Annotated in this window: 16 protein-coding genes; 5 read left to right on the top strand and 11 right to left on the bottom strand. The window is 69.2% G+C overall.

The window, feature by feature from the left end; genetic code table 11:
* Positions 1-6 precede the first annotated feature (6 nt).
* From OG801_RS16140 to OG801_RS16120, 5 genes are all read right to left on the bottom strand, one after another.
* Entirely contained in the window at positions 7-528 is a 522-nt protein-coding gene (locus OG801_RS16140) for an SPFH domain-containing protein (protein WP_406029743.1), read from the bottom strand.
* 72 nt (positions 529-600) lie between these two features.
* Positions 601-2,031 carry a DUF4232 domain-containing protein gene (locus OG801_RS16135; RefSeq protein ID WP_406036281.1) on the bottom strand — a complete coding sequence of 477 codons (1,431 nt, stop codon included), beginning with the start codon at positions 2,029-2,031 and terminating at the stop codon, positions 601-603.
* Positions 2,032-2,169: 138 nt separating this feature from the next.
* Positions 2,170-4,335 carry a 3-hydroxyacyl-CoA dehydrogenase NAD-binding domain-containing protein gene (locus tag OG801_RS16130; RefSeq protein ID WP_406029741.1) on the bottom strand — a complete coding sequence of 722 codons (2,166 nt, stop codon included), beginning with the start codon at positions 4,333-4,335 and terminating at the stop codon, positions 2,170-2,172.
* Between the two features lie 17 nt (positions 4,336-4,352).
* Complete coding sequence (locus OG801_RS16125) at positions 4,353-5,564, bottom strand: acetyl-CoA C-acetyltransferase (RefSeq protein WP_406029739.1); 1,212 nt, start codon at positions 5,562-5,564, stop codon at positions 4,353-4,355.
* Positions 5,565-5,617: 53 nt separating this feature from the next.
* The gene (locus OG801_RS16120) at positions 5,618-6,211 is read right to left on the bottom strand and encodes a MerR family transcriptional regulator (protein WP_406029737.1); all 594 of its coding nucleotides are present in this window, start codon (positions 6,209-6,211) and stop codon (positions 5,618-5,620) included.
* A 134-nt stretch (positions 6,212-6,345) separates the two neighbouring features.
* Here OG801_RS16120 and OG801_RS16115 point away from each other — a divergent pair, with 134 nt between their 5' ends.
* A complete protein-coding gene (locus OG801_RS16115; RefSeq protein WP_406024960.1) occupies positions 6,346-7,494 on the top strand; it encodes an acyl-CoA dehydrogenase family protein in 1,149 nt (382 codons plus the stop codon).
* On the opposite strand, the gene proC is transcribed toward OG801_RS16115, so the two are convergent.
* Positions 7,495-8,283, bottom strand: coding sequence for a pyrroline-5-carboxylate reductase (gene proC / locus OG801_RS16110; RefSeq protein WP_406029735.1), 789 nt, complete (start codon positions 8,281-8,283; stop codon positions 7,495-7,497).
* A 116-nt stretch (positions 8,284-8,399) separates the two neighbouring features.
* On the opposite strand from proC, the gene OG801_RS16105 reads away from it, so the two are divergent.
* On the top strand, positions 8,400-10,019 hold the full coding sequence (locus OG801_RS16105) for a Coagulation factor 5/8 type domain-containing protein (RefSeq protein WP_406029733.1): 1,620 nt from the start codon (positions 8,400-8,402) through the stop codon (positions 10,017-10,019).
* 26 nt (positions 10,020-10,045) lie between these two features.
* Here OG801_RS16105 and OG801_RS16100 read toward each other — a convergent pair whose 3' ends face one another.
* A complete protein-coding gene (locus tag OG801_RS16100) occupies positions 10,046-10,450 on the bottom strand; it encodes a hypothetical protein (protein ID WP_406029731.1) in 405 nt (134 codons plus the stop codon).
* Positions 10,451-10,525: 75 nt separating this feature from the next.
* Positions 10,526-13,939 (bottom strand): bifunctional proline dehydrogenase/L-glutamate gamma-semialdehyde dehydrogenase, encoded by a 3,414-nt coding sequence (locus tag OG801_RS16095; RefSeq protein ID WP_406029730.1) that lies wholly within the window; start codon positions 13,937-13,939, stop codon positions 10,526-10,528.
* 82 nt (positions 13,940-14,021) lie between these two features.
* On the opposite strand from OG801_RS16095, the gene OG801_RS16090 reads away from it, so the two are divergent.
* A complete protein-coding gene (locus OG801_RS16090; RefSeq protein ID WP_406029728.1) occupies positions 14,022-14,939 on the top strand; it encodes a LysR family transcriptional regulator in 918 nt (305 codons plus the stop codon).
* 20 nt (positions 14,940-14,959) lie between these two features.
* Here OG801_RS16090 and OG801_RS16085 read toward each other — a convergent pair whose 3' ends face one another.
* Complete coding sequence (locus OG801_RS16085; RefSeq protein ID WP_160025880.1) at positions 14,960-15,628, bottom strand: TetR/AcrR family transcriptional regulator; 669 nt, start codon at positions 15,626-15,628, stop codon at positions 14,960-14,962.
* 83 nt (positions 15,629-15,711) lie between these two features.
* Positions 15,712-17,226: a flavin-containing monooxygenase gene (locus OG801_RS16080; RefSeq protein WP_406029727.1), complete on the bottom strand. Its 1,515-nt coding sequence runs from the start codon at positions 17,224-17,226 to the stop codon at positions 15,712-15,714.
* Positions 17,227-17,499: 273 nt separating this feature from the next.
* Between OG801_RS16080 and OG801_RS16075 the strand changes: the two genes are divergently transcribed.
* Complete coding sequence (locus OG801_RS16075) at positions 17,500-18,324, top strand: hypothetical protein (RefSeq protein ID WP_406029725.1); 825 nt, start codon at positions 17,500-17,502, stop codon at positions 18,322-18,324.
* Positions 18,325-18,394: 70 nt separating this feature from the next.
* Here OG801_RS16075 and OG801_RS16070 read toward each other — a convergent pair whose 3' ends face one another.
* Positions 18,395-19,573 carry a CaiB/BaiF CoA transferase family protein gene (locus OG801_RS16070; protein WP_406029723.1) on the bottom strand — a complete coding sequence of 393 codons (1,179 nt, stop codon included), beginning with the start codon at positions 19,571-19,573 and terminating at the stop codon, positions 18,395-18,397.
* 186 nt (positions 19,574-19,759) lie between these two features.
* Here OG801_RS16070 and OG801_RS16065 point away from each other — a divergent pair, with 186 nt between their 5' ends.
* A complete protein-coding gene (locus OG801_RS16065) occupies positions 19,760-21,166 on the top strand; it encodes a serine/threonine protein kinase (RefSeq protein ID WP_406029722.1) in 1,407 nt (468 codons plus the stop codon).
* The last annotated feature ends 148 nt before the right edge of the window (positions 21,167-21,314 follow it).

Below are 21,314 nucleotides of genomic sequence, written 5' to 3'. Positions count from 1 at the left end.
CGGCGCTCAGCCGTCATCGTCGGGTCGGCCGGGATGCAACAGCAGGTCGACCTCGTCGATGACCACCTCGGTCACCACACCGGCGGCGAGACCGTCGATCCGGATGCCCTCGATGGCGGCCACGAGGCCGTCCCGCTCATCCGTCAGCCGCGCCGCGGGCCGCGCTCGGACCGCGTCGGCGACCCGGCGCTCCAGCGCCGTGTGCAGGACGGCGCGCGGGTCGATGTACGCCGCACCGACCCGAGGCGGGTCGACGTTGACCAAGAAGGTGGCGAGGACGCGTACGTCCTGGCCGTCGCCCGTCCGGGTCCGGACGACGACCGCGATCTCGAGCTGTCCGGTCGGCCACTCGAGCACCTCGTGGAAGCCCGGGATCGCCAGCGTCATCGCGTCGGAGGCGATCCGGACGATCCGCCGGTGCCTGGTCACCACCAGGCACTCACCACGGCGTGCTCGCCGCAGCAACGAGGCCACCACGAGGCCGACCGCGATCGCCGCGATCACCAGAACCGTCGCCATCTCCCCCATGGCTCCGAGTCTTCTCGGCGAACACGCCGTTCCGAATGGGCTCTGCCACCCATTCGTCCTCTCCTGGGTACGTCAGCCGGACGTGCCCTGTGCCCAGGGACTGATCCGCACCTCGGCCCCATCGAGGATGTCGAGATTGCTCGGCGCGCCCGGCCAGCTGACCGGGATGGTGACCGGTTTGCCGCCCGGTAGCGCGGTCACCCGGAGATCGGTGGTGACATCAGGATCGTTCGCGGTGGACATCGCCTGCCAGTCGATCACGGCCGTCACCGACTCCCCCGCGGGGACGACGACGCGTGCGGGCACCATCGACGGCTCGTACGGCTTGGTGGTCACACCGGTCTGCGCGGCGCCCACCTCGTTCAGGAACTCGACCATGGGCACGCCTTCGATCGCGCACGCCTGACCTCCGACGTTCCGGGCCCCGATCCACGCCTGCCGCGAACCCGCAGCGGCATCGTGTCCGCCGAAGGTGACCTCGAGATCCGGCATCCGGCACGACGGCGCCGCCGGGTCGGCCGGCCAGGGCTCGGCATCGCCGAAGGGCGGCATCGTCGTCGGCGGTGGGGTCGTGCCGCCGACCCATCCTTCGACCTCGCCACCGCGCGTGCCTTGGACCGTGTACGCCAGCGGCTGCCCGGACCGCCCGGGATAGCCGTCGTAGGTGGTGAGCCACCGGCTGACGTCATCGATCACGCCATCGCCTGCAGCGGCCTCGACCAGGACGGTCAGCGGATCGTAGGGAGCCGACAGCTGAGCGGAGGTCACCGACGCGTGCTCGGAGGCGTCCACCACCAGCCTGACTGCGGCCGGATCGGGGAGCTCGTTCGACCGGTACCAGGCCTCGCCGCCCCGCAGGTCCACCGGGCGCTGCGAGCTGCGTGCGACCGTGGCGACCGCGACCAGCGCGTCCTTCGGCGCCTGCACGTCGGCCTTGGCAGGGCTGCCAGCCCGCTCGCCGGCGACGCTCACCGACACCGATGTGGCACCAGCCTCGCGCAGCGCGACGGCATCGGCGAGCGCGTCGGCCACGGCATCGACCGGGTCCAGCCCACTCGCGCCCACCCGGACGTCCGTGGAGCCCATTGCGAACGATGTGCTGGTCCGGTCGGGGCCGGCCTCCGGTACGAGCCGAGCGGTCTCGGGCTCCAGCAACCGGAGCACCTCCCGGCCGGCCGCAGCCGCCTCGTTCCCGGACAGGTCGCCGTCAAGGGTCACCTCGACGCGGACGGAGTGCTCCCAGCTGTCCGCCTCACCGAAATCCTCGCCAGGAATGCGCCTGGACTCGTCGACAGCCAACACCATGCGTACACCGGGAACAGACTTCGGCCGGTCGGAGAGCTCGAGGAACGTCGATGTCGTCTCCATCGACGCGGTCCCGGCTGCCGACTCACTGCGCCAGTGCCAGAGCATCGCAACCGCACCGCCGACCAGTGTCAGCAGGACGAGCCCGACGACCACGATCCCCACCCGGAACTCGCGCCTTCGTGTGCTGCCCGGCATCGCCACGTACGTCCTCCTCGACCTCTGCGAAGGCAAAGACTCGCACGGGCGAAGCCTGACCACCCCCGCAAATAGCGAACCGGCACGGTTCCTTCACAGGATCCGTGCCGGTTCACCACATTGCCGTGGCTGGCTGGTTCAGACCGGGAAGGCCTCACCCTTCGCCGCGAGGTCACGGAGGTACTGCGTCGGGCGGAACCGCTCGCCGTACGTCTCCGCCAGCTCGTCGGCACGAGCCAGGAACGCCTCGATGCCGATCGAGCCGTCAGCGGCCTCGTAGCCGGTGATGAACTGGGCCGCACCACCGGTCTGCGGCGGGAAGCCGATGCCGAAGATGGAGCCGATGTTGGCGTGCGCGGCGGAGGTGATGACACCCTCCTCGAAGCACTTCGCCGTCTCCAGGGCCTCGATGAAGAGCATCCGCTCCTCGGCGTCCTTGATCGGGATCTGCTTCTCGGCGACTGGGAACACGCTGCCGAGGTCGGCCCAGATCGAGCCGCGCTTGCCGTCGGTGTAGTCGTAGAAGCCGGCGCCCTTGAGCTTGCCGGAGCGCCCCGCCTCGATGAGCGGGTTGAGCACCTTCTCCGTGGCGGTCAGCTCCTCGACGCCGGCAGCCTCGCGGGTCGTACGAGCGATCTTGACCATGAGCTCGTGGTTGAGCTCGTCGGCGATCTGCAGCGGCCCGACCGGGAACCCGGCCTGGGTCGCGGCACGCTCGAGCGAGTAGGGCGCGAACCCCTCGGCGAGCAGCTCCAGACCCTCCTGGATCTGGGTGCCGATGACGCGCGAGGTGTAGAAGCCGCGGCTGTCGTTGACGACGATCGGGGTCTTCTTGATCTGCTGGACGACGTCGTACGCCTTGGCCAGCGCGACGTCGTTCGTCTCGGCGCCCTTGATGATCTCGACCAGCGGCATCTTGTCGACGGGTGAGAAGAAGTGCAGGCCGATGAAGTCGGCCGGGCGGTCGATCCCCTTGGCGAGCTCGGTGATCGGCAGCGTCGAGGTGTTGGAGCAGAGAACCGCGTCCTCGTTGACGAACGGGGCGATCTCGCTGAAGACCTTCTGCTTCAGCGAGACGTCCTCGAAGACCGCCTCGACGACGACGTCCACGCCGGCGAAGTCCTCCGGCGCGACGGTCGCAGTGATCCGGTTGAGGATCTCGTCGGCCTTCGCACTTGTCAGCTTGCCGCGCGAGACCGCCTTCTCGTTGAGCTTGGCGGTGTACGCCTTCCCCTTCTCGGCCGACTCGATGGCGACGTCCTTGAGGACGACCTCGGCACCGGCCCGGGCGAAGGAGTACGCGATGCCCGCACCCATCATCCCGGCACCGAGCACGCCGACCTTGGTCGCCTTGAACTTCTCGACGCCGTCAGGACGAAGCGTGCCGGCGCCGATGGCGCCGAGGTCGAAGAAGAACGCCTGGATCATGTTCTTCGACTGCTGGCCGGTGACCAGCGTGGTGAAGTAGCGCGACTCGATCCGGGTCGCGGTGTCGAAGTCGACCATCGCGCCCTCGACCGCAGCCGACAGGATCGCCTTCGGCGCACGCATGTCGGACTGCTTGAGCTGCTTGCGCAGGATCGGCGGGAACGCGGGCAGGAAGCCCGCGAGCGCCGGCGAGGTCGGCTTGCCACCGGGCATCTTGTAGCCGGGCTTGTCCCACGGCTGGGCGATCTCGTCGGGGTTGGCCTTGATCCACGCCTTCGCGGCGGGAACGAGCTCATCGGGGGAGGAGACGAGCTCGTCGACCAGACCCTTCTCCTTGGCGGCGGCAGGCTTGAACTTGGTGCCCTGACCCAGGACGTCCATCAGCCCGGTCATGATGCCCAGCAGGCGTACGACGCGGGTGACGCCACCGCCGCCCGGAAGCAGACCGAGGGAGACCTCGGGCAGGCCGATGTCGTAGCGGGCGTCCAGCGCGATGCGGTGCTGGGTGGCCAGCGCGATCTCCAGACCGCCACCGAGGGCGGCGCCGTTGATCGCCGCGACGACCGGCTTGGGGAAGGTCTCCAGCTTGCGGAGGGTCGCCTTGATCGACTCGACCTCCTCGAAGACCTGGGCACCGTTCTCGGGCCGCACCTGGATCATGTTCTTGAGGTCACCACCGGCGAAGAAGGTCTTCTTCGCGGAGGCGATCACCACGCCGGTCACACCGTCGGCCTCGGCGTACAGCTTCTCGACGGCCTCCGCCATCGAGGTCTTGTACAGCTCGTTCATGGTGTTGGCCGACTGATTCGGGTCGTCCAGGGTCAGGGTGACGATGCCGTCGGCATCGCGGTCGTACTTAACGGCAGACTCAGTCATCTCTTCGCAAACCTCTCTCAGACCAGCTCGACGATCGTGGCGATACCCATGCCGCCACCGACGCACAGCGTGGCGAGACCGCGCTGCTTGCCCTGACGCTCGAGCTCGTCGACCAGGGTGCCGAGGATGATGGCACCGGTCGCGCCCAGCGGGTGACCCATGGCGATCGCGCCGCCGTTGACGTTGGTGACCGACTCGTCGATACCCATGTCCTTCATGAACCGCATCGCGACGGCGGCGAACGCCTCGTTGATCTCGAACAGGTCGATGTCGTCGACGGTGAGACCTGCCTTGGCCAGCGCCTTGCGCGAGGCCGGGGCGGGGCCGGTGAGCATGATCGTCGGGTCGGCGCCGGAGACGGCGGCCGAGATGATCCGGGCACGCGGGGTGAGCCCGTTGGCCTTGCCGGCCTCCTCGGAGCCGATCAGCATCAGCGCGGAGCCGTCGACGATGCCGGAGGAGTTTCCGGCGTGGTGGACGTGGTCGATCTTCTCGACCCAGTGGTACTTGGCCAGCGCGACGTCGTCGAAGCCGGCCTCCTGGCCCTGCTGGAGGAAGGACGGCTTGAGGCCGGCCAGGGTCTCGGCGGTGGTGCCGGGGCGGATCAGCTCGTCGTGGTCGAGCACGGTCAGGCCGGTCTGGTCGACGACCGGGATGACGGCGTCCTTGAAGTAGCCGTTCTCCCAGGCGGCGGCGGCCCGGGCGTGGGACTGGGCGGCGTAGCGGTCGACGTCCGCGCGGCTGAAGCCCTCGATGGTCGCGATCAGGTCGGCGCCGATGCCCTGCGGGACGAAGCCGGTCTTGAGCGCGGTGTCCGGGTCCTGCGCCCAGGCGCCGCCGTCGCTGCCCATCGGCGCCTTGCTCATCGACTCGACACCACCGGCGAGGATGAGGTCCTCGAACCCGCCGCGTACGCGGGAGGCGGCCTGGTTCACGGCCTCGAGCCCGGAGGCGCAGAAGCGGTTGAGCTGCACCCCGGCGGTCGTCTCGGGGAGCCCGGCCTTGATGGCGGCGGTCTTGGCGATGTCACCGCCCTGCTCGCCGACAGGGGTGACGACACCGAGGACGACGTCGTCGATCCGCTCGGGGTCGAGGTTGGGGTTCCGCTTGCGCGCCTCGTCGATCAGGCCGACCACCAGGTCGATCGGCTTGACCTCGTGGAGCGCTCCGGTCTTCTTACCCTTCCCGCGCGGCGTGCGCAGGTGGTCATAGATGAATGCTTCAGCCATGCGCCGATTGTGACACTAAAACTGTCACAGTCAACAGGGTTGGTCCGAAAGGTTCACGAGAGATTGCGGGAGATCGTCCGGTTCACCGCGTCCTGGAAGCTCACCACGATGGCCTCGGTGGTGAGCTGCCGCAGGCGCGGGAGCACCTCCTCGAGATGCGCAGCCTCCTCCGCGGTGTGGTGGGTCCGCTTGAACGGATCGACCACCTGGTCGCGCAGGATGGTGTTGAGTTCGTCCGCCAGGTTTGCCATGAGGCGTGAGGTCGCTGCGTACGCCGCCGCCAGCGCGTCACGAGGCAGCCCCAGTGCGATCAGCTCACGCCCGATCCGGGCCTGGATGTCCTCGGTCGGCTCGGTGGCCCAGGAGGTGATCATGGCGCGCTGCATCGCGAGATCCTCCCGCGTGATGTCGGCAGGGAGCCGTCCGAGGTAGCGCTCGATGGCCTGCAGCGTGAACCCGTGCTCCTGGAGCGCGGTGACCAGATCCAGTCGAGCGCGGTGCTCGGGACCGTAGTAGGCCACCCGCCCGCGGCGGATCGGCGGCGGGATCAGCCCGAGGCTCGCGTAGTAGCGCGTCGTACGCACCGACAAGCCCGTGGCGGTCGACAGCTCATCGATCGTCATCAGTTCCTCGGTCGTCTCCGTCATAGTCAGGGACCGTAGACCAAACGGTTGCGACTTCGCCAGTGTTACTGTCACAGTTGCTCCGTCGCCACCCCGACAATGCGGTCTGCGTCACAGACGTGAGGCACGATGAGCACGACTGTCTACGAAGGAGTGTCATGCCCGAGAAGCCCACCATCTACGAAGCTGAGCACGAGGACTTCCGTGCCACGGCGAAGGCCTTCTTCGAGAAGGAGGTCGTGCCCTTCCACGATCAGTGGGAGAAGGACGGCATCGTTCCCCGCGAGCTGTGGAAGAAGGCCGGCGACACCGGGCTGCTCTGCTTCGACGTCGAGGAGGAGTACGGCGGCCCCGGCATCAAGGACTTCCGGTTCAACTCGGTCCTTCACGAGGAGATGGCGAAGATCGGCGCCAGCGGGCCCGGCTTCTTCGTCCACACCGACATCATCGTCCCCTACATCTCCCACCTCGGCACCCCGGAGCAGAAGGCTCGCTGGCTGCCGGGCTGCGTCTCCGGCGACATCATCACCGCCGTCGCAATGACCGAGCCGGGCGCCGGGTCGGACCTCCAGGGCGTACGCACCACCGCGGTCGACAAGGGTGACCACTACCTCCTCAACGGCTCGAAGACGTTCATCTCCAACGGCATCAACGCCGACCTGGTCATCGTGGTCGCCAAGACCAACCCCGACGCCGGTGCCCACGGCATCTCCCTGCTCGTGGTCGAGCGCGGCATGGAGGGCTTCGAGCGCGGCCGCAACCTCGACAAGATGGGCATGAAGGCGCAGGACACCGCCGAGCTCTCCTTCACCGACGTGGTCGTACCGAAGGAGAACCTGCTCGGCGAGGAGGGCTCCGGCTTCGTCTCGCTGATGACCCTGCTGCCGCAGGAGCGCATCTCGGTCGCCTCGATCGCGGTTGCCGCGGTCGAGCAGGTCCTCGAGCTCTCGCTCGACTACGCCCGCACCCGCGAGGCCTTCGGCCGCCCGATCGGCCGCTTCCAGAACACCGCGTTCACGCTCGCCGAGATGGCCACCGAGGCCTACCTCGCCCGCCTCTTCCTCAACGACGCCGTCACCCAGCTCAACGCCGGCACCGCCGACACCGTCCTGGCCAGCATGGCGAAGTGGTGGACCACCGAGCTGCAGAAGAAGTTCGTCGACCAGGGCGTCCAGATCCACGGCGGCTACGGCTACATGATGGAGTACCCGATCGCCAAGGCGTTCGTCGACAGCCGCATCCAGACCATCTACGGCGGCACCACCGAGGTCCAGAAGCTGATCATCAGCCGACACCTCGGGCTGTAGTCAGGAAAGCTCCTTGGAGCGTACGTAGGCGGCGCGGGTGGCCTCGAGGAAGGCCGCCCGCAGGCCGTTCTGCTCCAGCGCGCCGAGCGCGGCGGCGGTCGTGCCGCCCGGGGAGGTGACCTGCTCGCGGAGGATCGCGGGGTGGGTCCCGCTCTTGAGGAGCTCCGCGGAGCCGGACAGCGTCTGGATGACGAGCGTCGTCGCGTCGTCCCTGGTCAGGCCCAGGTGGACGCCCGCCTCGATCCAAGCCTCGGCGACCATGAAGACGTACGCCGGGCCGGAGCCGCTGATCGCGGTGACGGCGTCGATCTGCGACTCGGGGACCGTGACGACCTTGCCGACGGCACCCATCAGGTCAGCCGCGGTCTCGATGGCTTCCGGCGTCGCCTTCGCGCCACCGGCGACCGCGGACATGCCTTCGCCGACCAGGGCAGGCGTGTTGGGCATGACCCGCACGACCGAGACGCCGTCCGGCACGGCCGGCTCCATCGCTGAAGTCGGAACACCAGCGGCCAGCGACACCACCGTGGCCCCCTGCCGCAGCGACGATGCGATCGACTCCAGCACCGGTACGACGCCATAGGGCTTCACGCCCAGCACCACCACGTCGGCCTCGGCGACAGCCTCGGTGGCCGGCAGCGTACGAATCCCGTGCTTCTCACGGAGCGCGGCGGCCTGCTCCTCGCGAGCCTCGACGACGATAACGCTCTCCGGAGCGTGGCCGGCCTCGAGAAGTCCGGCGAGGACAGCCCCACCCATGTTGCCTGCACCGATGATCGCGATGGTCATGCTCGTCAGTCTGTCAGAGCGGACGACCTGCGGAGATATGGCCCCAAACGGCCCAAGCAACTGCTAGGTTGCGATACCCATAGCAGTAAATATGCCGCTGGTCACCGGGAGGCCACATGCGCATCAGACGTACGTCCCTGCTCGCTGTGATCGCCCTCGCGGTGACGGTCGCGATGGTGGGACCACCCGCCTCAGGTGACGATGTGGAGCGGCGGCTCCCGTCGCCGGAGTCCGAGGTCAACGTGACCGGCGAGCCGTTCACCGGGACGGCTCCGGACGGCACGGTGCAAGGGCTGATCGACGCCCACAGCCACATGTTCATGCAGGACGGGATCGGTGGCGCGGCGGTCTGTGGGAAGGCCTGGTCGGCGGCCGGGATCGCAGACGCGCTCCAGGACTGCCCCTCCCACGGGATCGCCGGGGAGACCGCGCTGCTGGAGAACCTGACCCGCTCGGGCAGCCCGCTGGGGTTCCACGACACCACCGGCTGGCCGTCGTTCGCCGACTGGCCGGCCTACGACTCGCTGACCCATCAGCAGATGTACTACCGCTGGGTCGAGCGGGCCTGGCGCGCCGGACAGCGGATCCTGGTGGTGCAGCTGACCAGCAACAAGGCGCTGTGCGCGATCAACCCCGGCACCCACCAGTCCTGCGACGAGATGACCGCGGTGCGGAGGCAGGCCAGGGATGCGTACGACACCCAAGCGTTCATCGACGCGCAGTACGGCGGCGAGGGTCGCGGGTGGTACCGGATCGTCACCGACGCCGAGCAGGCGCGCGAGGTGATCGAGGACGGCAAGCTCGCCGTCGTGCTCGGCATGGAGACCTCCGAGCCGTTCGGCTGCTCCCAGAAGCTGCGGCTGCCCTCGTGCACCCGCGCCAACATCGACGCGGGGCTCGACGAGCTGAAGTCGCTCGGGGTCTCGTCGATGTTCCTGTGCCACAAGTTCGACAACGCGCTGTGCGGGGTCCGCTACGACAAGGGCACGACCGGGCTGCTGATCAACGCCGGTCAGTTCCTCACCACCGGGACGTTCTGGACGCCGAAGGCCTGCGACCCCGGCCAGCCGCACGACAACAATCCGCGCCTGGTCGACCGGCCCGCCGAGCTCGCCTGGCTGCCGCAGCCGCCGATCTATCCCTCGGGCACGGTGTGCAACCCCCACGGGCTCTCGGCCCTCGGCGAATACGCCCTTCGCGGGCTGATCAAGCGCGGCATGATGGTCGAGGTCGACCACATGAGCGCCAAGGCCGCCGGCCGCACCCTCGACATTCTCGAGGAGACCGACTACCCCGGCGCCCTCGCCAGCCACTCCTGGATGGACGAGCGCTACCTCGACCGGCTCTACGCCCTCGGCGGCTTCTCGACGATCTACGGTCACAGCACCGACCAGTTCCTGGCCGAGTACGCCCGCACCGCACCCGTCCGTGACCGCTACGGTGCCGGCATCGGCTTCGGCTTCGACATGAACGGCTTCGGCGGCACGCCTGGCCCGGCGAAGACGCGCGTCACCTACCCGTTCCAGACCTTCGACGGCGGCTCCGTCGTCGACCGGCAGGTCACCGGCCAGCGGATCTGGGACTACAACACCGACGGCGTCGCCCACTACGGGATGATCCCCGACTACCTCGAGGACCTCCGTCTCACCGGCGGCCAAGACGTTATCGACGACATCGTCCGCGGCTCGGAGTCCTACCTGCGTACGTGGGCGGGGGCTCAGGCCGCCGCCTATTAGCCGCAGCTGCCATGAGGTCGGTGGGTTCAGCCGTCGTTTCTCGTACGTCTCAGCCAGCCGCCGCCGAACAGGGCCCAGACGACGAGCACGGGCTGGAAGAACAGCCGGATCAGCCGCTTGCTGTCTGTGTCGAGACCGAACGCGTCGACGCCTTCTACATATTGCGCGATGTTGCCGGGGAAGATCGCCACGAAGAACGCGGCAAGCAGCGCTCCGACGAGACGTCGCTTGCTCGGCAGCAGGACGAAGGCCAGCCCGAGCCCGATCTCGACGACGCCCGAGCCGACCACCGTCAGGTCCTCATCGACCGGGAACCATTCGGGCACCTGCGCCCGGAACTCCTGTCGCTGGGTGGTCAGGTGCGCCACCCCGGCGCCCACCATGATCACACCCAGCAGGATGCGCGCTGTAGTCCGCGCGGTCGAGGTCATCGCACCACTGTAGGAGAACGCGCAGGAGCTCGACGGGGTCGACCACTGCTGGTCGGACCCCGTCGAGGCTTCACTTCAGAAGAGGTTCTCCACCAGCGGGGTCGGGGAGCCGAAGCGGTGAGCGGTGATCGACACGGCCTGCTCGCGCAGGAAGGTGAGCAGCTCGACCCGGCCGGCCTCGACGACGGGCTGGGCGTAGAGCGCGACGTCGACGCGGCCCTGGCTCGCTTCCGCGAAGGCCTCGCGCGACCCACCCAGGAGGCGTACGCGGCTGGGCGCGTACGGCCCGGAGACGAACGACGCCCACGCGGCCGCGTCCTCGACGACGTACGTCGCACCGGTCGCGCGGACCAGCGAGGCGGTCTCGTCGTCGAGCGCCGTGGCGACGGACACCGTCACCGGAGCGCCGGCAGCCACACCCGCGGCGAGAACGCGCAGCAGGTGGGCGATCGAGCCACCCTCGTACCGGATGGTGACCGGCACCGGCGAGTAGCGCAGCACGTTGACCTCGGCGGTCAGTCGCGAGACGTCCCGAGCGGCACCGAACTCGCGCTCCCAGGCGAGAGCGTCCGAGCCAGCCCCACGCTTGAGCATGTCGAGCTCGTCCAGCTGCAGCCGGGCGGCCCAGTCGACGAGCGACCGTACGGCAGGAGCCGGCGTCGTGAGCTCGGTGGCGGGAGCCGGGACCCAGTCGCTGAGGCCGACCAGGTAGTTGGGCCCGCCGGCCTTCGTCCCGGCGCCGACCGCCGACTTCTTCCAGCCGCCGAACGGCTGACGGCGCACGATCGCGCCGGTGATGCCGCGGTTGACGTAGGCGTTGCCGGCCTCGACGGAGTCGAGCCAGTGCGAGATCTCGGCGCGGTCGAGGCTGTGGATGCCGGCGGTGAGGCCGTAGTCCACCTCGTTCTGGATCTCGAGAGCCTCGTCGAGCGAGGAGGCCGAGATCAGGCCGAGGACGGGACCGAAGTACTCGGTCAGGTGGAACTCGGAGCCACGCTTGACGCCGGTCTTCACACCCGGCGACCAGAGCCGGCCGGTGTCATCGAGCTGGCGCGGCTTCACGAGCCACGTCTCGCCCGGGGCGAGCGTCGTCAGCGCCTTGAGCAGCTTGCCGGAGGCGGGCTCGATGACCGGTCCGACCTGCACCGTCGGGTCCGTCGGATAACCCACGCGAAGCGAGGTCACCGCGTCGATCAGCTGGTCGCGGAAGCGGCGCGAGGTCGCGACCGAGCCGACCAGGATGCCCAGCGACGCTGCCGAGCACTTCTGCCCGGCGTGACCGAAGGCGGAGTAGACGAGGTCCTTGACGGCCAGGTCGAGGTCGGCGTCCGGGGTGACCACCAGCGAGTTCTTGCCGGAGGTCTCGGCCAGCAGCGGCAGGTCCGGGCGGAACGAGCGGAAGAGCTCGGCCGTGTCGAACGCGCCGGTCAGCACCAGCCGGTCGACCAGCGGCGAGGCGATCAGCGCGCGACCGACCTCGTTCTCCGGCACGTGGACGAGTCGGAGCACCTCCTTCGGCACGCCCGCGGCCCACAGCGTCTCGACCAGCACCGAGCCGCAGCGCTGAGCCTGCGGAGCCGGCTTGATCACCACGGCCGACCCGGCCGCGAGCGCGGCCGCGACACCACCGGTCGGGATGGCCAGCGGGAAGTTCCACGGCGGGGTGACGAGCGTCAGCCGCACCGGCACCGCGCGGGCGCCGTCGACCGTGTCGAGCTCCTCAGCCAGGCTCGCGTAGTAGTTGAGGAAGTCGATCGCCTCGGAGACCTCGGGGTCACCCTGGTCGAGCGTCTTGCCGCACTCGGAGGCGCCGACCTCGAGCCACTCGGCCCGGCGTCGCTCGACCTCGACCGCCGCGGCCCGCAGCACGGCGGCCCGTTCGGCGCCGGTCTTGCGGCCCCAGTCGGCCTGGGCGCCGACGGCACCCTCGAGCACCGACTCGACGGCCTCCACCGAGGTCAGCGTGTGGTCGGCGACCAGCTGGTCGCCCAGCGTCGAGGAGCCCACCCGGGCGATGATCGCCTTGCCCCACTCCCGGTTGCCCGGCAGGTGCGGGTCGGTGTCGGGGGCGTTCTCGAACAGGGTCTGGACGTCGTCCGCGACCGGGGAGCGCCGGTCCTGGGTCCGGTTCGGCGCCGGCACGGAGTCGTCGACAGCGGCGAGGGAGCGTACGAACCGCTCCTTCTCCCGCTTGTAGAGGGCCTCGGAGGAGTTGAGGTCGAAGACGGCCGACATGAAGTTATCGGTGCTCGCGCCCTCCTCGAGGCGACGCACGAGGTAGGCGATCGCGACGTCGAAATCCTTCGGGTGCACGACCGGCACGTAGAGCAGCAGGTCGCCCACGGTCTCGCGGACGGCCTCGGCCTGGCCCTCGGCCATACCCAGCAGCATCTCGAACTCGACCGAGTCGCGAACCCCACGCTGACCAGCCAGGATCCAGGCGTACGCCACGTCGAACAGGTTGTGACCGGCGACCCCGACGCGCACGTTGGCCATCCGCTCGGGGGTCAGCGCCCAGGAGAGCACTCGCTTGTAGTTGGTGTCGGAGTCCTGCTTGGTCGACCAGGTCGCGACCGGCCAGCCGTGCAGCGACGCCTCGACGTGCTCCATCGGCAGGTTGGCGCCCTTGACCAGCCGCACCTTGATCGCCGCGCCCCCACGCGCACGGCGAGCAGCCGACCACTCCTGGAGCCGCATCATCGCCGACATGGCGTCGGGCAGGTAGGCCTGCAGGACGATGCCCGCCTCCAGGTCGGCCAGCTCGGGCCGGTCGAGGAGCCGCGTGAAGACGTCGATGGTCATGTCGAGGTCGCGGTACTCCTCCATGTCCAGGTTGATGAACTTCTTCGTCCCGGCGGCCGAGGACGTCGCCGCGTAGGTGTAGAGCGGGAGGAGCCGCTCGACCACGTGCGCCACCGCTTCGTCGTACGCCCAGACCGCATGCGGCGCGACCGGCGAGGAGACCTTCACCGAGACGTAGTCGACGTCGTCGCGCGCGAGCAGCTTGCGGATCCCGGCCAGGCGCCGGTCGGCCTCCTTCTGCCCGAGGACGGCCTCGCCGAGGAGGTTGATGTTGAGGTTCACGCCGCGCTCGCGAATCCGCTCGATCTGCTTGCCGAGCCGCGCGTCGGAGGCGTCGATCAGCAGGTGCCCCACCATCTGCCGCAGCGCACGACGCGCCACCGGAATGACGAACCACGGCGCGACCAGCGACATCAGCGCGCCGAGCTTCACGCCCAGCTTCAGGTGCCAGGGCAGGAACGAAGGTACGTTGCCGGCCAGCTCACGGAGGCTGGCCGCGGCCACGCGTACGTCCTCGGGCCGGATCACCCGGTCGACGAAGCCGACGGTGAAGTCGAGTCCGGCGGGATCCTTGAGTACGTCGGCGAGGCGCTGTGCGGCCGGGGCGGCGGGCTTGGTCGAAGCCTTCGCCAGCCAGCCGCGAACGAGGTGGTCGACCTCGGAGATGAGCCCGTCATTGGTGGTCATAGACCCGAGTATGCGACCAGAGTCACGTAAGATAAAGCGATGTTTGCTGGAGATCATTCGTAAGTAGAACTGAAGGATCAAGATGCTCGACGTCCGGCGTCTCCGACTGCTCGCCGAGCTCGCCGCGCGCGGGACCCTCGCTGAGGTCGCCGAGGCCCTCCACCAGAGCCCGTCATCGGTCTCCCAGCAGCTCGGCCAGCTCGAGCGCGAGGTCGGGGTGCCGCTGCTGCGCAAGGCCGGCCGACGGGTCCAGCTCACCGCCGCCGCCGAGGTCCTCGTCGAGCACACGACCGAGATCCTGGCCCGGCTCGAGGCGGCCGAGGCCGCGGTCACCTCGCTCGGCGACGAGACCGCCGGCACCGTCCGGGTCGCCGTCTTCCAGTCCGTGGCTCTCGCCTACATGCCGCAGGCTCTCGCCGACCTGACCCGGCGCCATCCTCGGCTGCGGGTCATGTTGTCCCAACGCGCGCCGGAGCAGGCGCTCAACGACCTCGCCCTGCGCGAGCTCGACCTGGTGGTCGCCGAGCACTATCCCGACCACGGCGCACCGCACTTCGACGGTCTCGACCGGCAGCCGCTGACCACCGACCGGCTCCGGCTCGCGGTCCCGCCCGAAGGCTCCGGAGAGATCTGGGACGGCATCACCTCGCTGGCCGACGCCGGTCGGGTCCCGTGGGCGATGGAGCCGCCGGGCACGGCGTCCCGCCACTGGATCGAGGAGCAGTGCCGCCGGGCAGGTTTCGAGCCCGAGGTCCGCTACGAGACCGACGACGTCGAGGCCCATGTCGCGCTCGTGGAGTCCGGCAACGCCGTCGCCCTGCTCTCCGACCTGATGCGCGTACGCCATCGGACGGCCGTGCGGCTCATCGAGCTGCCGGGTTCACCGCGGCGTACGGTCTTCACCGCGACCCGGACCGCGATCGCCGACTCCCCGGGGATCATCGCGTGCCGTGCCGCGCTGGGTCGCGTCGTACCGGCGGACCTGACCCTGCCCGGCTGAGCTCGATCAGTTGAGCTCGATCAGCCGAGGAGCTCCTCGAGCGGCTGGTCGTGGTCGATCGAGAGCCCGTACGCCGTCGTGCGGGTGTCGATCATGGCCAGGACGGCCTCGGTGACGACCGAGGTCAGATGCTCGGCGTCGGGGATGCCCTCGCCGAGGTGGACCCAGCGGCGTACGGCACCGAAGACCATCCCGATCAGGCCGTAGATCAGCGGGTCGACGGCCTTCTTGTCGATCTCGGAGACCTCCACACCGGTCAGCTCGAACGCGGCCAGGATCAGCTCCTTGATCCGCTCCGCGATCCGGTCGAGCCCCTGCTGCAGCGGACCGGTGCCGTTCGGCGCGGTGTCGACATCGGCCACCTGGTGCAGGAGCGGGTGCTCGAGCGCCCAGTTGACGTACGCCCCCACGGTGCGGGAGATGATCTGCCGGATCGATCCGGTCAGCTCCATCGCCGGGAAGAGCTTGGCCCACAGACCGTCGAGGATGTCGGCCTGGATGGCGAGGTCGAGCTCACGTCGGTCGGCGAAATGCCGGTAGACCACCGAGCGGGAGAGCCCCGCGGCCTGGCCGATCGCCTGCAGGCTGACGTTGACGCCGTCGGTCTCGATCAGACCGATCGCGGCATCGACGATGCGCTTTCGTCGGTCATCGTTGTGACGCTTCCAGCGAACTGCCCTGCCATCCATGGTGGGACCATCGTAGTCCCACGTACTTCACGCCGGGTCTGGAATGCCTGTCACAGTAATCACAGACCCGGCGCCGAAAGTGGTCAGGCGAAACGGATCACACCGTCCGCGACCGGCGACCCGAGCGCCTTCATGTCCACGAGGTAGTTCTGCTTCGCGGTCCACGGCGCCCGGTCGCCGGCCTTCGGCATGAGGTCCAGCGAGCGCTGGATGTAACCGGAGGCCAGGTCCATGAACGGCCGCTCCTCGACGCTCGGGTCGCGGGTGACCGCGGCGACGTCGTAGCCGTTCTCCCCCATGAAGTCGAGCAGCCGGATCACGTAGTCGGTGACCAGGTCGGCCTTGAGCGTCCAGGAGGCGTTGGTGTAGCCGATGGTGTAGGCGAAGTTCGGGATCCCGGTGATCATCAGGCCCTTGTACGCCATCTGCTCGGGCAGGCTGACCGGCTCACCGTCGACGGTGTAGTCGAGGCCGCCGAAGAGCCTGAGGTTGAGGCCGGTGGCGGAGATGACGATGTCGGCCTCGAGCGTCTCGCCCGACTCGAGCTCGATGCCCTTCGGCACGAACGTCTTGATCCGGTCGGTCACCACCGCGGCGTACCCTTCGCGGATCGACTTCATCATGTCGCCGTCGGGGACGAAGCAGATGCGCTGGTCCCACGGGTTGTAGGGCGGGTTGAAGTGCTTGTCGACGTACGCGATCGCCTCGTCCTTGGTCATGCCAGGACGGCCGCCGCGGGCGGTGAGGCCGTTGATCCACTGGTCGCGGATCACCTTCTTGACCACACCGGGAGCCCGGCGAGCGATCTGGTAGGTGCCGACGGTGAGGGCGATGTTCTCCCAGCGAACGGCCTCGTGGCCGATCTTCTCGCGCACGCGCTTGAAGGGCAGCTTGCCGAGCAGCTTGAACGGCGCCGTCTTCAACAGCGAGGCGATCGCGTCCTGACCCGGGCGCGAGAGGATGTACGTCGGCGTGCGCTGCAGCATCGTCACCTTCTCGGCACGGTCGCTGCCCTCGCCCGCCAGGTTGGGCAGGAGGGTGACGGCGGTCGCGCCGGAGCCGATGATGACGACCTTCTTGCCCGCATAGTCGAGGTCCTCGGGCCAGTGCTGCGGGTGCACGAAGGTGCCCTCGTAGTCGTCGAGACCGGCGAACTCCGGCTGGTAGCCGTTGGCGTAGTCGTAGTAGCCCGAGCAGTTCCACAGGAAACCGGCGGTGATCTCGGTCGGGCCGTCGGAGGTCTCGACGTAGACCGTCCACTGCTTGTCCTCGGTGCTCCACGCGGCACCGGTGACCTTGTGGCCGTAGTGGATCAGCTTGTCGACGCCGTAGTCCTTCGCCGTCTGGCGCAGGTAGTCACGGATCTGGTGACCGTCGGCGAGCGCCTGCGCGCTCTCCCACGGCCGCCACTTGAAGGCGAAGGTGAACATGTCGGAGTCGGATCGGATGCCCGGATAGCGGAAGAGGTCCCAGGTGCCGCCACTGGCATCACGCTGCTCGAGGATCGCGAGCGTCTTTCCAGGAAGGCGCTCACGGAGCTGTGCGGCCGCTCCGATGCCGGAGACGCCGGCACCGATGATCAGTACGTCGACATGCATGTGGGCCAGGTTACCCGGGAGTACGTGTTTGCGACACCCTGTCCCGCAAACTTTTGCAAGCAATTTGGATCTCCACCGCTGATCAACGGCACGCAAACAATCGCCACCCGGGCACCACAACCGTGCTTGTAGTCACTACGCTGCGATCTGCAGCTGTGGGGGCGGCGAAGCATCCACAGCGATTTCGGGGTCACTCACCCATCGCTTTCGGTGGCTGAGGCTGCATGCGGACCGCATCGTGCGGTCAGATGGTCTTCGAAAGGTTTTCGAGTGTTGAGTTTCGTACGCGCCGGCGCGATCGTCGCCGGCGTCACCCTTGCCGGGCTCTCAGCCGCCCCGGCGTTCGCGACCGACCCGGCCGGCAACAACGGCACCGTCAAGATCGAGGAGTACCTCGCTCCCGACGACGCGCCGGACACCACGCCGGAGAACGACCCCCACCAGGGATGCAAGTTCGACATCGAGTGGTACGGCTTCGACGAGGGCGTCGACATCGTCTCGAAGGTCTCCTTCGAACTGCAGGCGCCGACCCTCGACGGCGAGCTCACCGTCGACGGTGATCTCGAGGTCTTCGTCGGCGACGACGCAGCCTCCGGCGCGGGCACCGACGACGGCTTCGACGGCCGCGAGACCTACACCCTCCACTCGACCGGTGTCGCGCACGCCCAGCAGGGCTACCACGTGAAGGTCACCGTCCACACCCCGGGCAGCAAGGGCAACGACACCAAGTCCAAGGTCTTCTGGTTCGAGAACTGCGACGAGGCGACTCAGTCCCCGTCGCCGTCCCCCTCCGAGTCTCCCTCCGAGTCGCCTTCGGAGACCCCGTCCGAGACCCCGTCCGAGGAGCCCTCCGAGACGCCGACCGAGGCCACCCCGGTCTCCGACGAGACCGAGCCCGCTGACGAGGAGTCCTCCGAGGCGCCGGTCACCGACTCCGACGTCCCGACCAACATCGACGCCGGCCTCGCCGGCGAGAGCGACTCTGCCGTACCCGCGATGTGGCCGCTGCTGGCCATGCTCGCCGGCGCTGCCGCTGCCGGCACCGCGCTCGTCGTGGTCCTGCGTCGCCGCGCTGCCGCTCTGGTCCACAAGGACTGAGCCAACCCGCGTCACATAGAACGGCGCGGCGTATGACCTTCGGGTCGTACGCCGCGCCGTTTCTGCGTCCTCAGTCCTGGAACGCGGCGCCCTTCTCGATCAGGGCGTCGGCGTCCTCGATGCCCCAGGCGGCGAGGGCCTCGCGGGTGTGCTGGCCCGCGCTGGCGGCCGGTCCCGCACCCAAGGTGGAGGTGGTCCGGCTGAACCGCGGAGCGGGGGCGGGCTGGGTGACGCCGTGGTGGGTGACGTACGTCTGGCGGGCCTGCAGGTGCGGATGCGTGGCGGCCTCGGAGGGGGTGAGGACGGGGGCGACGCAGGCGTCGGTGCCCTCGAAGAGCTCGGCCCACTCAGCCATCGTCTTGGACCCGAAGGTCTTGGCGAAGAGGTCGCGCATCTCGTCGTAGCGCTCCATCTCGTACTGCCCCGGGCAGACCCCGTCGAGCCCGAGACGGCTGACCATCTCGGCGAAGAACTTGCCCTCCAGCGCACCGACCGCGACCTGCCGGCCGTCGGAGGTGTCGTAGAGCGCGTAGAACGGCATCGCGCCGTCGAGCAGGTTGCTCTGCCGCTGCTCGTGCCAGGTGCCGGAGGCGAGCATCCCGGAGATCATCGTGGCGAGGTGGGCGGTGCCGTCCACGATCGCGGCGTCGACGACCTGCCCCTGGCCGGTGGTCTTGGCCTCGACGAGCGCGGCCAGGATGCCCATCACCAGGTAGGTCGATCCGCCGCCGAAGTCGCCGAGCAGGTTGAGCGGGAAGTGCGGACGGGCCCGGTCCTGGCCAAGCCCGTTGAGTACGCCGGTGGTGGCGATGTAGGTGAGGTCGTGTCCGGCGGACTGCGCCAGCGGACCGTCCTGGCCCCAGCCGGTCATCCGGCCGTAGACGAGGCGCGGGTTGCGCTCCAGGCAGGTGTCGGGTCCCAGACCGAGGCGGTCGGTGACGCCCGGGCGCAGCCCCTCGATGAGCACGTCGGCGGTCTCCACCAGGCGCAGGACGGTCTCGACGGCGTCCGGGTTTTTGAGGTCCAGCGCGATGCTCGGGCGGCCGCGGGTGAGCAGGTCGCCGGCACCGCCGCCGAGCACGTTGCCGCCCGGCCGGTCGACCCGGATCACGTCCGCACCCATGTCCGCGAGGAGCGTGCAGGCGTGCGGCCCCGGCCCGATCCCCGCCAGCTCGACGACCTTGACCCCGCGGAGGGGACCGGTGCCCTGGCCCAATGTCACTGTGGATTTCTCCGTCGACTCAGTCATGGCTTCCATCTTTCCAAAGTCCAGCCTTCCAGAGTCCGGAACGCACCGCCCGGCGTGACCTGATCGCGGAGCCGAGTCCGATACGCTCCGAGACACACTCGCCGGTGCACAGGAGCAGAGAAGTTGTCTCGGGAAATCCCCACGTCCCCCCAGTCCGCCCCCCAGGCCAGCTCTGTGAGCCCGCTGATGGCGAACGATCCTCGCGAGATGGGTCCGTACGTGCTCACCGGCCGCCTCGGCCACGGCGGTATGGGCGTCGTCTATCTGGGCGAGGACGCGTACGGGATGCAGGCGGCGGTGAAGGCGATCCTTCCCGAGCTCACCTCCGACCCGGGGTTCCGCGCACGGTTCGAGCGGGAGATCCAGGCAGCCAAGAGGGTTGAGAGCCGGTTCACCGCGAAGGTGCTCGACGCCGACCCCGATGCCGGGCAGCCCTGGATGGCGAGCGAGTACGTCGCCGACCCGCCGCTCAACAAGCTGATCGGCTCCGGCCAACGCCTGCCCGAGATCGACGTACGCCAGCTGGTCGCCGGCGTCGCCGAGGCCCTCGCCGCGGTGCACGCTGCCGGGCTGGTCCACCGCGACATCAAGCCGGGCAACATCCTCTACGGCGCCACCGACCCGTGTGTGATCGACATGGGCATCGCCCGCGCCGTCGACGGCACCGCGCTGACCCAGACCGGCAAGGCGGTCGGCACCTACGGCTACCAGGCGCCCGAGCAGGTCCAGACCGGCACCTTCTCCAGCGCCGTCGACATCTGGGCCCTGGGTCTGGTCGCCTTCGTCGCCGCCACCGGCCGCTGGCCGTTCAGTGGCGAGATCGGCTCGATGGGGCATCTCCTCAAGGGCGAGTCGCCCAATCTGAGCCTCTGCCCGGTCTACCTGCGCCCGCTGGTCGCCGCCTGCCTGGCCGAGGACCCGACCGGACGCCCCTCCGCCGCGGACATCCTGGCCACCAACGGCGACTGGACCCTGCTGCCGGCCCCGGTCACCTCGGCGGAGGAGACCAGCATCGGCACGCTGTCGCCGGCGCTCGCCACGGGCGGGATCGCTCGCGCCCCGCACCCCGCCACGGCTTCTTCCAACACCGCCGACCTGCCGACGATGGCGCCCACGTTTGCTGAGCCTGCCCAACCTTCCGGCCGGCGCTGGAAGGTCGCGGTCCTGGCCGCGGCGGCCGTGGTCCTGGTCTCGGCCGGCGTGGCTGTCGCCGCCAATCCCGGCCTCCTGCCCGGCCAGGACGAGTCACCGAAGGTCGGCGAGGTGACCCCGTCTGCCGAGCCGAGCACCGGGGAGAGCAGCATCGCGCCGACGACGCCGGTCGGCGGCTCGGTCGACACCGGGACGGATCCTGGTCTGAACGAGGAACCCGACGACGAGGGCGCGGGGGGCGACGGCGAGATCGCCCCCAGCAGCGGTACGGCCACCGGCGACCCGGCGCCTTCGGAGTCACCGGACGCGAGCGCGCCGGCCCCCAGCGACCCGGCCACCGACCCGGCCACCGAGGCCCCGACGGCCGAGCCGACCGAGACCGCGACGGTCGAGCCGACCGGGGATCCCGTCGAGGATCCGGCCGCGACCGCGACTCCCTGACGCTTCGGCCAGCTCGTTCTGAAGGGCGGCTCGTAGGGGTCGGAGAGACCCCGGTCACACCGTGTCCAAGGTTGGATCGATCAAGGTGGCCGGGGGTCTCGTCGCGCCGATAATCGAGCCTGGCGGGGTGTGCCGTCCCTTCTTCCCG

The sequence above is a fragment of the Nocardioides sp. NBC_00163 genome (assembly GCF_045206295.1).
Lineage (GTDB): Bacteria > Actinomycetota > Actinomycetes > Propionibacteriales > Nocardioidaceae > Nocardioides.
This window is presented reverse-complemented; position numbering and strand designations above follow the sequence as displayed.